Below are 14,084 nucleotides of genomic sequence, written 5' to 3'. Positions count from 1 at the left end.
ATTTAAACTTTACTGGTAAAGTATTTAGTGCCTTTGGTACACATTCAAAACTGTTTTTGACGATGAGATTAACCGTCTTATTACTAACTATCGGCTGCCTGCAGCTAAGCGCTAAAAGCTTTTCACAATCTATAACGCTGAATGAGAGGGCGATAACGATTGATAAAGCTTTTAAAGCGATTGAAAAGCAAAGCGGCTATTATTTTTTTTACAGGTATAAGGACATTTCAAAAATCAAACCGGTTAATCTGTCATTAACTAACGCCTCACTGCAGGAAGCATTGCAGCAATGCTTTAAGGATGAACCTTTAACTTATGTTATTGATGATAAAAATATCATCGTAAACAGAAAAGATGGCTCGGCCACAACCGCACAGGCTCCTATTACTATAAGCGGTACAGTGGTTGATGATAAAAACCAGCCTTTACCGGGTGTTAACGTTAAAGTGAAAGGTACTACTGTAGGTGCCATAACCGGAATAGACGGTAAGTATACGCTTAGCGCCGAGGATAACAGTACGCTTGTGTTTACTTTTATCGGTTTCCAAACCAAAGAGGAGCCGGTGAATAAACGCACCTCTATAAATGTGGTGCTTGAAGAGGACAATAAAGAGTTAAAAGAGGTAGTGGTTGTTGGCTACGGTAACCAGGAGCGTAAGGATGTAACGGGCGCAGTTGGATCAGTTAAAATGAATAACGTTAAAGAAATCAAGACGGCAAGTCTTGATTTGAAACTGGCAGGCCAGTTGGCCGGTGTTACAGTAAACCAGGTAACTGGTACCCCCGGTGGTGGCGTATCAGTTAATATACGTGGTGCAGGTTCGGTAGGTGCAGGAGATGATCCGCTGTATGTGATTGATGGTTTCCCGATTTCGCCGGGCTTTGACCAGTATCAAAATCCGTTAAGCACGATCAATCCGGATGATATAGAGAGCATAAGCGTTTTAAAGGATGCCGCCTCTACGGCTATTTATGGATCCCGTGGTTCAAATGGTGTAATCCTTGTTACTACAAAGCGGGCTAAGAAAGGCGAATCTTCGGTAACCGTAAATACATCAACAGGTATACAAACCATTTTGCCGCAGAGCAAGCTCAAAATGATGACCGCTACAGAATTTGCACAATGGCGCAAGGAAGCTATCCAGGACGCCAATGCTGTTAACGGAACAAATAACCCAATCCCTGCAGAATACCAAAACCCGGCTAAATACGGTGCCGGAACCAATTGGTTTGATGCCGTGACCCGTAATGCACCTATGCAAAATTACGATGTAACCGTAGCTAATGGTACCGACAAAGTAAGGTCTTTATTTTCTTTAGGGGTTTTTGATCAGCGTGGTACGGTTATCAATACCGGGTTTAGAAGATACTCTATCAAAGCCAATATGGATGCCGACATTACAAAAAATGTTACCGCAGGCCTCAGCGTTGCGCCAACATACAGCCTTCGTAACCTTCAGCAAACAGATGGACATTTCCTTACCGCTGCGCTAAGTCAGGCTTACCTTGAAAGCCCGCTGGTGCCGGTAAAGCAACCTGATGGATCATACACAAATGTGATCGGCTCGCCGGGAACGTTTCAAAACAATAACCCTGTAAGTGCGCTTATAAATACAACCAACCAGTATAAAAATTTCCGCACACTGGCAAATACCTATGTTAATTGGGAGGTTATAAAAGGCCTTGATATTAAATCAACCTTCGGTATTGATTATCAAAACAACAGTGGTGATTATTTTCGTCCCTCATTTCTTGGTGCCTTTAACCAGCCCAACCGCGATGGAACGCAGGTTAAAGCAACCGGAAACTTCAGTTCTTCAAATTCCCTTAACTGGTTAAACGAAAACTCAATAACCTATAAACATACCTGGAATGATCACACCCTTACAGTATTGGCCGATTATTCGGTGCAGCAGGAGGAATCTCATTACCGTTTTGCTTATGGTACAGGTTTTCCTGATGATGTTATACAATCAATGAACCACGCCACCATTGTTACTGCAGATGCAGGTGATGCAGTGTGGCGGTTGCAATCGGTAATTGCAAGGGTTAACTACGCATACAAAGATAAATACCTGTTGGGTGCTTCAATCCGCCGGGACGGTTCTTCTCGCTTTGCGCCGGGACATCAATGGGGTACTTTCCCATCAGTATCTGCCGGCTGGCGTGTTTCTGACGAAGCGTTTTTTCCCAAAACAGGTTTTATAGATCAGCTTAAATTTACCGGCAGCTGGGGCCATGCAGGCAATAATGCAGTAGGTAATTACGAGTCAATTCCGCCTGTAACCCCTGAAAATTATACCTTCGGCGGGGTTTTGGTACCAGGAGCAGCTGTTACCGACCCCGGAAACCAGGAGCTTGGCTGGGAAACTACAAGACAGCTTGATATTGGCATGGATCTTTCATTGCTAAAAGGCCGCATATATATCATTGCCGAGTACTATAACCGTTATACCCAGCGAATGCTGCAATATATCGGTATTCCACCGGCATCAGGCTATTCAGGAGCATTGTCTAACGTGGGTAATGTGCGTAACCGCGGATGGGAGTTTACGGTTACAACTAAAAATATTGTTGGCAGCGGCTTTAACTGGAGCACAGATTTTAACCTGTCATTTAACCGTAACATGGTTTTAAGCCTGGGTTCAACCGATCATATTTATGATGCGCCAATTAATGATAACCCTACAAGTATTACAAAAGCAGGCTTGCCGCTTGGCCAGTTTTACGGTTATATTTTTGAAGGTATCTTCCAAAATCAGGCCGAGCTTGATAAATACCCGCATTTTGACGGCGAACAGCCTGGTAATATCAGATATAAAGATGTTAATAACGATGGTGTAATTGATGGTAACGATCAGGTACCTGTCGGTAACCCCTGGCCTAAATTTACCTTTGGTTTTAATAATCATTTTTCCTACAAAGGCTTTGATATGAATGTTATATCAGCCGGCTCGGTTGGCGGACATGTGTTTGACATGTACAAACAGTATACTACCAATTTAGATGGGGTATTTAACGTTGAACAATCGGTAATGCAGCGCTGGCGTTCGGCTTCGCAGCCGGGAGCGGGCATATTGCCAACAACGGTGTCAAATACAAACCTTGCGCGCGATTATTATCCATCATACTGGGTTGAAAGCAACTCATACCTGATGGTGAAAAATATTGATCTGGGGTATAATTTCAAAACCAAGTTCAGCAAAAACTTGAGGGTTTACTTTAGTGCGCAAAATGCCATATTGATAACCGGTTATAAGGGAGGCAATCCCGAGGTGGCTATCGAGGGGCAGGACGGCAACCGCTCATTGTCGCCCAATGTTAATTTTACCGGATACCCGGTATCGGCCATTTACACCGTTGGATGTAATGTGACTTTTTAAATGCTAAAGAGTAAGTAACACAAAAAACTTTAACTACTGAAAACATGAAAAAAAACATATACATTTTTTTTATTGCTGCAACAATAGGAATGGCTGGTTGTAAAAAAGATTACCTATCGCTTCAGCCAACAGATCAGCAAACAAAAGAAAACTTTTATCATACAAAGGCTCAGTTTCAGCAGGCTATCAACGGGGCGTATGCGCCGCTGCAAGGCCTGTATACTGGTTCATTTTGGGCCATGGGCGAAATGCGCTCTGATAATACTTCGTATGAGTATGATCCTAATGACCGCTCCGGAACTGATAAGGAGGAGATTGATGAGTTTAGGGAATTGAACAATAACGATATTGTTGATTCGTATTTTAATACCTCCTATGCCGATATCCAGCGATGCGATATCATACTGGCAAGGCTCCCCACAAGTACGGTTGATGCGGCATCTGCAGATACCATTGCAGGGCAGGCGTATTTTCTTCGGGCGTTTAATTATTTTAACATCGTTCGTATGTATGGCGATGCGCCGCTGGTACTTACCGAAACAGAGTCGGTTGGCGATGCCTTTAAAGTGGCAAAGCGGGTGCCTGCTGCAAATATCTATACGCAGATAATTGCCGATGCCCAGGCAGCTGTATCTAAATTGCCATTGAGATATTCGGCACTGACCGATAAAGGGCGGCTTACCAAAGGCGCTGCCGAAACACTGCTTGCCGAGGTTTACATGACCCAAAAGAAATTCGACCTTGCCATACCGTTGCTGCGGGCGGTTATTTCATCGGGTGTTTACAGTTTAAATGCCAACTATGCCGATAACTTTGATATCAATAAAGAAAATGGCCCCGAATCTATTTTTGAAATTCAATATATTGAAGGTCCTAATGGTTTAGGCAGCGATTTTGTGGATACATTTATTCCATGGGATTATTACGATTCTGATATAACAGGTTTTGAAATAGCCAATGGGGCGCAAAATGGCTGGAATATCCCAACACAGGATCTGGTAAATGCTTACGAAGAAGGAGATAAAAGAAGAGATGCCTCGTTAACCGATTTTACATCGGATGAGTACGGTATCGACCTGCCTTTCATCAAAAAATACCAAAGCGTTGGGGCTGTGCAGTACATCACAGGTAACAATTTTCCCGTTTATCGCTATTCAGATGTTTACCTGATGCTGGCCGAATGTTTAAACGAGCAGGGCTTTGCAGGTGGTGGTGATGCTTTCAGATATCTTAACCTGGTTAGGCAGCGTGCCGGGCTGGAAAATAAGTCAATGGGCAATTCAAACGCCGATCTGAATGTTTCAAACCAGGAAGAGTTTCGTGCAGCCATTGCACACGAACGCCAGGTTGAGCTTGCTTTTGAAAACCACCGCTGGTTTGATTTACTGCGCACCGGTAAGGCTGCCGAAGTTATGAAAGCACATGCTGCAAGCGAAAGAGCCTATAAAAACGACTCTTGGCAAATTAATTCGGCTGCTTACAATAACATCCGTTTGCTTTTCCAGTATCCGCTTAACGAAGCCAATCTTGAACATTAATAATGTTACATGGCCCGGTTGAAACTTTTACCGGGCCATATTACGTTTATAGTGTATATTGCAATGAACGCATCATTTTTGAGGCCTGCTCAATAAAAATTGCTTTGCATATCAAAACAATATCGCTGTTAAAGTATATTTAATAGCATAAACTATTAAACCCAAAAAAAGGTATGTGTAAAAAGGTATGCACACGCATCGTTATATTGCTTTTTTCTTTTCTGCCCATAATTGTTCAAGCTCAAAAAGCACCTCCGGTTCCTCCGCCGTTCAGGGTTGATAACCTGGTTTGCGAGTATAAGATCAATCCTATCTCTGTAGATGAAGCTAAACCCCGCCTTGGCTGGAAACTCATAACCCGCGACCGCAACATTCAGCAAACTGCTTACGAAGTGCGTGTAGGCAGCAATGCAGTGTCACTGCTAAAAGGTAAAGACTTGCTCTGGACATCGGGTAAAGTCACATCAGGCGAATCGCTGCATGTTTACTATGGCGGTACTGCACTTGCTTCGCGGCAAAAAGTTTACTGGCAGGTACGCATCTGGAATAACCGGCAGCAGGTTACCCCCTGGAGCATGGTTAACTCATGGAAAATGGGCTTGCTGAAACCTGCTGATTGGAGCGCAAAATGGATAGAGGATAACTACCTGTCGGATACTACCGGCGGCCCGAGCCCGATGTTCAGAAAAACATTTAAGCTTGACCACAAAGTGCGCGCGGCGCATTTGTACATAACAGCGCATGGTTTATACGAAGCGCAATTTAATGGCAAGCGTATTAGCGGCGATTATTTTGCACCCGGATGGACAAGCTATAATAAGCGCCTGCAATACCAGGTTTACGATGTAACTGCTGATCTGTTAAAAGGTGATAATGCCGTTGGCGTTACACTGGGCGATGGCTGGTACCGTGGTTATACTTATAACCGCAAAAAAAATGTGTATGGTACCAAGCTGGGCCTGCTTTTTCAGTTAGAGATTGTTTATACCAATGGCAAGCGGTTAATTATCAATTCGGATAAAACATGGAAGGTAGCTTACGGGCCAATCCGTTCATCATCATTTTTTGATGGCGAGGTTTACGATGCCCGTAAAGAGAAGAAAGGCTGGTCGACCATTGCTTATAAAGATTTAAACTGGGACTCGGTGCGCACTGCTGATACCGTTAAAGATAATTTAGTGGCTATGTTTGGCCCACCGGTTCGCAAGCATGAAATGTTTAAGCCACTTAAAGTATTTACTACCCCGGCAGGTGAACATGTGGTTGACTTTGGTCAAAACCTGGTTGGCTGGGTGCAGTTTAAACTGAAGGCAAAAGCTGGGGATACGGTAAAGTTATTTCACGCCGAAGTTTTGGATCAGAAAGGGAATTTTTACACCAAAAATCTGCGTACAGCCAAGCAGGAAAACGTTTACATTTTTAAAGGGGACAGTATTGAAACTTTTGAGCCGCATTTTACTTTCCAGGGGTTTAGGTACCTTAAAGTAGAGGGGTACAGTGGCGAATTAGATTCAACAAACGTGGCTGCATTTGCTGTATACTCAGATATGGCGCAAACAGGTATGTTTTCAACTTCCAATCCGCTCATTAACCAGCTACAGCACAATATCCAATGGGGGCAAAAAGGCAACTTTATAGATGTACCAACCGACTGCCCGCAGCGCGATGAGCGTATGGGATGGACGGGGGATGCGCAGGCTTTTTGCCGTACAGCAACTTTCAACATGGATGTTGCAGGTTTTTTTACCAAATGGTTAAAAGATCTTTCGGCCGATCAGCATAAAAATGGTGCGGTGCCTTATGTAATTCCCAACATGCTGGATAGTGCTTCGGCGGCGGCATCTGGTTGGAGCGATGTGGCAACCATTGTTCCATGGAATATTTATTTGGCTTACGGTGATAAGCAGGTTTTGGAAAACCAATATCCAAGTATGACGGCCTGGGTTGGTTACATTACCCGCCATACCCGTAACGGTCTTTGGGATACAGGTAACCACTTTGGCGACTGGCTGTTTTACGCCGGTACCGACTACGAGGATGGGGCTGCCCTTACCGACAAAAACCTGATAGCACAGGCCTTTTATGCTTACTCAACCCAACTGGTTATTAATGCAGCTACCATATTAGGTAAGCAGGATGATATTAAAAAATACACCGACCTCCTGGCCGACATCAAAAAGGCTTTCCAGGCAGAATATGTTACACCTAACGGTCGTATGATCTCGGGCACACAAACATCATATGTGCTTGCCCTTAACTTTGATCTGCTGCCCGAAAACCTGCGCGAGTCTGCGGCTAAAAGGCTGGTAAACAATATTGAGGATTATGATGAACACATTACAACAGGCTTTTTAGGCACACCCTACATCTGCCACGTGTTAAGTCGTTTCGGCCATACCGATATCGCCTATGACCTGTTGATGAAGGAGTCATACCCCTCATGGCTTTATCCCGTAAAAAACGGGGCTACTACTATATGGGAACGCTGGGATGGCATAAAACCTAACGGCACTTTTGAAGATCCTGAAATGAACTCCTTTAACCATTATGCCTATGGTGCCATTGGCGATTGGATGTACCGCGTTATTGCCGGCATTAATACTGACGAAGGATCGCCGGGTTTTCATAAAATCAACATTTTTCCGCATCCGGGTGGTAAATTGACCAATGCCAATGCCGAGCTTGAAACGCTTTACGGTAAGGTAAAATCGGCCTGGAGTATTGATAATGGCGTTTTTACGCTTGATATCATCGTGCCGCCAAATACCACTGCGCAAATCACCCTGCCTGCCGTAGACGGGCCGGTTACTGAAGGTAACATTGATATTAACACCAATAAAGATATCGCCAACATTAAACCTGCTGGCGGCGATATGCAAATGGATATTGGCTCAGGTACTTACCAGTTCAAGTACATTTTAAAAACGCATAAAAAAAATAGTTAATAACTGATAGCACATGGCAACTACAGCAATCAATCAGCAGGAACCGGTTAAAAATACAGGCACCGCAAAGACAGGCCGCCCAAGGCTGCTTTCGCTTGATTTTTTCAGGGGATTTACTGTAGCTGCCATGATACTGGTAAATGATCCTGGCGATTGGGGGCACATTTACTGGCCGCTTGAACATTCCAAATGGAACGGTTGCACCCCAACCGACCTGGTGTTTCCCTTTTTTCTGTTTATGGTTGGTGTATCCATTGTATACGCCATGCAAAGCAAAAAGGCGGAGACAGCGAACCATAGTAAACTACTGTTATCTATTTTAAGACGTACGCTAATCATCATAGCCCTTGGGGTTTGTTTACCATTGATCAACGATTTTCAATTCGCGCATTTGCGTTTTCCCGGTGTGTTGCAGCGCATCGGGCTCGTATTTGGCATAACTGCCTTGCTGTACGTTAAAACCGGCATCCGTACGCAGGTAATTATTGCTGTAAGCTGTCTTATCGGTTATTATTTATTGATGACACTGGTTCCTGTCCCCGGGTTTGGCACGCCTAATCTGGAACCTGCAACCAACTTAGGTGCCTGGATCGACAGATCGGTTTTTACCGAAAATCACCTCTGGGGTTCATCCAAAACATGGGACCCGGAAGGCTTGCTGGGAACAATCCCCTCCGTTGCCACTTGCCTGTTAGGGGTATTCACCGGCACCTGGCTCAAAACCGGCAAATTTAAAACCAGTACCGATCTGTTTAAAATGATGGGTGTAGGTTTGGTATTGATAGCGCTGGCCTTAATCTGGAATACATTCTTCCCCATCAACAAACAACTATGGACAAGCTCTTTCGTGCTGCTTACAGCCGGTTTGGCCATCAATATCCTGGCGCTTTCCTATTGGTTTATCGATATACGCGGAAATAAGGCATTGCTGCCGCCATTCCTGGCTTTCGGGCGCAATGCTATTGCAGCATATGTTTTGGCCGATATTATCCCTGCTTTGATTGCCGCTATCCCTGTGGGCAAAACCAATCTATGGTCGTTCATCTACAATAATTTATTTGTGCCACACCTTTCGCCCGAAAATGCTTCTCTTGCCGGGGCTATCCTGACTGTACTGATCATTTTTATCCCGGTTTGGATCCTTTACAAAAGGAATATCACCATCAAAGTATAACCTCAATTCATTACCCCCTGAAATGAAGAAAACGCTATCGTTAAAACGTATTATATTATTTGCTTCGCTGCTTGTATCGGTAACAACATTAAAAGCGCAGTTTCATATTATCCCGCAGCCTGTTAGCTTAAAGGCAGGGAAGGGGAGTTTTATTTTGGCTAAAAATGCTGTAATTGGGGTTAACAAGGAAACCGAGCCCATAGGCAAATACCTGCAGGATTACCTGAATCAAAATTATGGCTTCCAAACAACAGTAAAGGTATTTGAAAAGATTCCTGCTAATACAGCTATCAGGTTAAATAATGCCTGGTCGAACGCCGAGGGCGCCTATACCATGCACGTAAGTGCTGCCTCGGTAAGCATCAGCGGGAGTGGAGCGGGTGTGTTTTATGGAGTGCAAACGCTTATTCAATTACTACCCACAGATAAATCGCCAACGCTGAAGGTAATTGCATGTTCAATTGCCGATCAGCCGCGTTTTGGCTGGCGGGGTTTAAGTTTAGATGTGAGCCGTCATTTTTTTACAGTTGATGAAGTGAAAAAATACATCGACGTAATGGCCCATTACAAGCTCAATACCTTTCACTGGCACTTAACCGACGATGAAGGCTGGCGCATCCAGATTGATAAATATCCCCGCCTTACCGAAGTAGGTTCAAAGATCAGCTACTATGCTAAACGGGGCGAGTTCCGTAAGCTGGACAACCTGATTGATGACGGCCGCGATGGTTTTTACACCAAGGATGAAATTAGAGATGTGATCAAGTACGCGCAGGACAGGTTTGTGACCATCCTGCCCGAAATTGAAATGCCGGGCCATAGCGAGGCGGCTATTTTTGCATATCCTCAGCTGGGCTGCCAGGACTCGACAGGGGCCAAACACCGCGTACGCATGCTCGACCCAAGTGAGTACACTTTCAAATTTATGGAGGATGTGCTGACCGAAGTGATAGCCCTGTTCCCGAACCAATACATCCACATTGGTGGTGATGAGGCGGAGATGGTAGACTGGTTGAAAAGCCCGACCGCAGTCGCCCTCATGAAACGTGAGCACTTGAAAAGCGAAAAAGAAGTACAGAGTTATTTCATTAAACGGATAGAAAAATTTCTGCTCTCGAAAAATAAACGCCTGGTAGGCTGGGACGAGATCTTGCAGGGCGGACTTGCCGAATCGGCCACGGTAATGAGCTGGCAGGGCGAAGCCGGTGGGATAGCCGCCGCCAAAATGCATCACCACGTGGTAATGACACCCTTGCCATACATGTACTTTGATGCCCCGCAAGCCAATGAAGACCTGGAGCCCATAGGCTGGAACCCGCCGGTTACCTGGCAAATGGTGTACAACTACGAGCCGCAATCAAAAGAACTGACCAATGCCGAAGCCGAATACATTTTAGGCGCGCAAGGCAATATCTGGAACGAAAAGGTGCCTAACGCACAGCACCTGCAATACATGGTTTATCCCCGGGCCCTTGCCGTGGCGGAACTCACCTGGAGCCCGAAAAATGAAAAAGATCTTGAACGATTCGGCTGGAAAATGAAAAACCAATATGGCTTGTTCAAACTGTGGAATTTCAACGCCCGCTTGCCCGATATTGATGGGGTTGATGATGTCATTACCAATAAAAGCAGGTTTAAATTAACACTGAATTACCCACTACAGGGGGCTAAGGTACGTTATGCATTAAACGGAAAAATGCCGGATAATAATAGCCCGTCTGCGCCTTTCCCAGTAAATATTAATGTGCCCTTAAACGATAGCATCGGTTTAAGAACATTTACCACCTGGACACTGAATGATCAGCACATTCGCCAAACGGCCAGCATCAAGCGTGTGAGTATCAAGCCTGCACACGAAAAAGCAGCTATGCTGAAACCCGGCATGGCCTATGAAGTTTTTAAAACCGGGGAACGTGATATAGCCAAACTGCAAGATGAAAAGCCAGCAGAAACGGGTGAAACAAACCTGATAGTTCCTGTGAAACCTGTTAGTGAAGGCTTAATTAATTGGGTGAAAATTAAAGGTTTTATTAAGATTGATAAAGAAGCGGACTATGAACTAACTACAGGTTTTGAGGTTAGTCCGGCTTTGTTTTTAGATGAAGTAGAAGTGATTAAATCCGGACTGAATACTTACGTTGAACCGCAAAAAGCATTGTTGCATCTAAAAAAAGGGGTATATGCCTTTAGCGGGCATTACATAGCTGATAAAGCAAATGAAAACCAAACCTTGATTGAATTGAAGATTGCGGGTGGGGAAAAGCTTTATCCGAAGTTTTATTTGATGCATTGAAAATAAAAAAAGTCATTGCGAGGCATGAAGCAATCGCGAACTATGCAGAGTAGGCGTTGTCTCCATTGGTTTTTGAAAGATGAAGATCGGTTGGAAATGTTGATAAAAAAAAGCCATGTCATTGCGAGGAGGTACGACGAAGCAATCTCGTAGCTATTCAGATCGAATATGCATTGGCTACGAGATTGCCACGCTACGCTCGCAATGACATGCTTCTTTTAAGAGATAATTTCATTTTTCGAGTATCACCAATGGCGAAGAGAATCAGGCTTTTAAATTCCCCTCTTGAGAGGGGTCGCGGGAGACAGGAGCGATAGCAGGGGTGTGTTTATGCGATTAACCTATCTAAGCAGAAACACACCCCTCCACCCCTCTCAAGAGGGGAATCGCACTATCCTCCTCTTTTTTATAATAAATAGACTATTAAACCATTTACCCTATGCAAAAGAAAATATGCTTACTTATCGCGTTTGCTTTTGTAATAAATATAGCCGGCGCGCAGGTTTATAAAGACCCAAAAGCACTGATAGCCGAGCGCGTAAAAGACCTGCTAAGCCGCATGACGCTGGAAGAAAAGGTGGGCCAGATAAGTATGAACTCCTTAAAAGGCTCCATGCAAAACCCAATTGCTTATGGCGTGTGTGAAAGCCCTTTCACTAATATTAATGATATAGCAACACTATCCATCGCCGCAAAAAAATATGCTAAAGAAAAAACGCGCTTAGGGATTCCGCCCATACAAATAGGCGAATGCCTGCACGGGCAACTGGCGGCCGGCGCAACCATTTTTCCGCAGGCCATAGCACAGGGCAGCACCTGGAACCCGGCGCTAATTGAAAAAATGGGCTCGGTAATAGCTTATGAAGCTTCCTCCTCGGGAGTTGATCAGGCGCTTTCACCGCTGTTTGATTTGATCCGTGACCCGCGTTATGGCCGTAATGAGGAATGTTATGCTGAGGACCCGTACCTGGTGAGCAGGATGGGTACCTCATTCGTGATTGGTATGCAAGGTGATCCGTCGCAAACAAAAAACGGTATAGGCAAAGATAAAGTAATGTGTACCGCCAAGCATTTTGCGGCTTACAGTATCCCGGTGGCTGGTATTAACCTGGCCCCGGCGTCGGTAGGGGAGCGTGAGTTACGGTCGATGTTTTTGCCGCCTTTTAAAGATGCCGTACAAAAGGCAAATATTTATGCAGTAATGCCTGCTTACAATGAAATTGACGGTGTGCCCGCACATGCCAACCATTTCCTGCTGCAAACCATTTTAAGGCAGGAATGGGGTTTTGATGGCTACGTGTTTTCCGACTATGAAGGCCTTAAGCATTTATATACTTTTCACCATATTGCTAAAGACGCCGAAGGAGCAGCACCCATTGGCCTGAGCGCCGGGGTTGACCTCGAAGCGCCAAGTTCAGATGTATACGGCAAACTCATCGGCCTCGTAAAGGAAGGCAAAGTAAAAGAAGCACAAATTGATAGCGCCGTTGCCCGCATCCTCACCATAAAATTTAAAGCAGGTTTGTTTGAAAAAGCCCTGCCAGATACTTCGGCGTTAAAAAAACGAGTGCATACCTCTGAGCATATCGCTCTGTCGCAACAAATAGCCGAGGAATCTATCATCCTGCTCAAAAATGAGAAACAGCTGTTACCGCTCAATATGAACAGCCTCAAATCGCTGGCCGTAATTGGCCCTAATGCTAACCAGGTTCAATATGGCGATTACAGTTCAACCCGCGATAGTCGCTCGGGTACAACCGTGCTTAATGGCATTAAACAGTTTGTGGGTAATAGGGTAAAAGTCAATTACGCCAAAGGCTGTGCCCTGTCTGGTTCAGATAAAAACGGCTTTGCAGAAGCTGTTGCAGCAGCAAAGAATAGCGATGCAGTGGTCGTGGTGTTAGGTACTACCAGCGTAGTGTTCTCGGGCGTGGGCTGGAATGGCCACGCGCCCGAAAGCGAGCCTAAAGATCCCTTTACCTGTGGTGAGGGTTATGATGTTACAGATATTAATCCCGATGGCGTACAGCGGGAGTTGTTACAGGCTGTTTATAAAACCGGTAAGCCTGTAATCCTGGTGCTGGTGCATGGCAGGCCACAAAGTATCAGTTGGGAAAAGGAAAATATCCCGGCCATTGTGGAGGCATGGTACCCCGGTGAACGTGGCGGCAACGCCATTGCCAATATCCTGTTTGGCAAGGTGAACCCATCGGGTAGGCTCACGGTGTCTATCCCGCAGTCAACCGGGCATATCCCGGTTTTTTATAATCATGTGGCATCCAATAAAGGTTTTTACCATAATCCCGGCTCACCCGAAAAACCGGGGCAGGACTATGTTTTTTCTTTGCCCGATGTGCTGTTCCCTTTTGGTTATGGTTTGAGTTATACTACGTTTAAATACAGTAATATGCAGCTTTCGGCAATATCTTTCGGTAAAAACGAGGCGGTAACTGTTTCGGTAGATGTTACCAATAGCGGTAATATGGCGGGTAAGGAAGTGGTACAGGTGTATCTCGGTAACAAAGTAAATTCGGTAACTACCCCGGTGATGGCGCTTAAAAGTTTTGATAAGATCAGCCTTAAACCCGGAGAAACCCAAACCGTAAAGTTTACGGTAAAACCCGAAGATCTTGCCATCTGGAACAACCAAATGAAACTGGTGACCGAACCCGGTACATTTGATGTAATGATAGCCCGTTCGGCCGAAGATGTGGTGTTGAAGAAAACGTTGGAATATAAAGAGTAACAGAT

General features: G+C 44.9%; 6 protein-coding genes. All 6 read left to right on the top strand.

Annotated elements, in window-relative coordinates:
- Positions 1–62 precede the first annotated feature (62 nt).
- Positions 63–3,383 carry a TonB-dependent receptor gene (locus tag MTO98_RS24295; protein ID WP_243481576.1) on the top strand — a complete coding sequence of 1,107 codons (3,321 nt, stop codon included), beginning with the start codon at positions 63–65 and terminating at the stop codon, positions 3,381–3,383.
- A gap of 44 nt (positions 3,384–3,427) precedes the next feature.
- Positions 3,428–4,921, top strand: coding sequence for a RagB/SusD family nutrient uptake outer membrane protein (locus tag MTO98_RS24290; RefSeq protein ID WP_243481575.1), 1,494 nt, complete (start codon positions 3,428–3,430; stop codon positions 4,919–4,921).
- 173 nt (positions 4,922–5,094) lie between these two features.
- On the top strand, positions 5,095–7,866 hold the full coding sequence (locus MTO98_RS24285; RefSeq protein ID WP_243481574.1) for an alpha-L-rhamnosidase: 2,772 nt from the start codon (positions 5,095–5,097) through the stop codon (positions 7,864–7,866).
- Positions 7,867–7,879: 13 nt separating this feature from the next.
- Positions 7,880–9,040: an acyltransferase family protein gene (locus MTO98_RS24280; protein WP_243481573.1), complete on the top strand. Its 1,161-nt coding sequence runs from the start codon at positions 7,880–7,882 to the stop codon at positions 9,038–9,040.
- A 22-nt stretch (positions 9,041–9,062) separates the two neighbouring features.
- Positions 9,063–11,333 (top strand): beta-N-acetylhexosaminidase, encoded by a 2,271-nt coding sequence (locus MTO98_RS24275; protein ID WP_243481572.1) that lies wholly within the window; start codon positions 9,063–9,065, stop codon positions 11,331–11,333.
- 439 nt (positions 11,334–11,772) lie between these two features.
- Positions 11,773–14,079 (top strand): glycoside hydrolase family 3 N-terminal domain-containing protein, encoded by a 2,307-nt coding sequence (locus tag MTO98_RS24270; RefSeq protein ID WP_243481571.1) that lies wholly within the window; start codon positions 11,773–11,775, stop codon positions 14,077–14,079.
- The last annotated feature ends 5 nt before the right edge of the window (positions 14,080–14,084 follow it).

It is taken from the genome of Mucilaginibacter sp. SMC90, assembly GCF_022811725.1.
Taxonomy (GTDB): domain Bacteria; phylum Bacteroidota; class Bacteroidia; order Sphingobacteriales; family Sphingobacteriaceae; genus Mucilaginibacter.
Note: the sequence above shows the minus strand (reverse complement) of the source record. Positions and strands in the feature narration are given on the sequence as shown.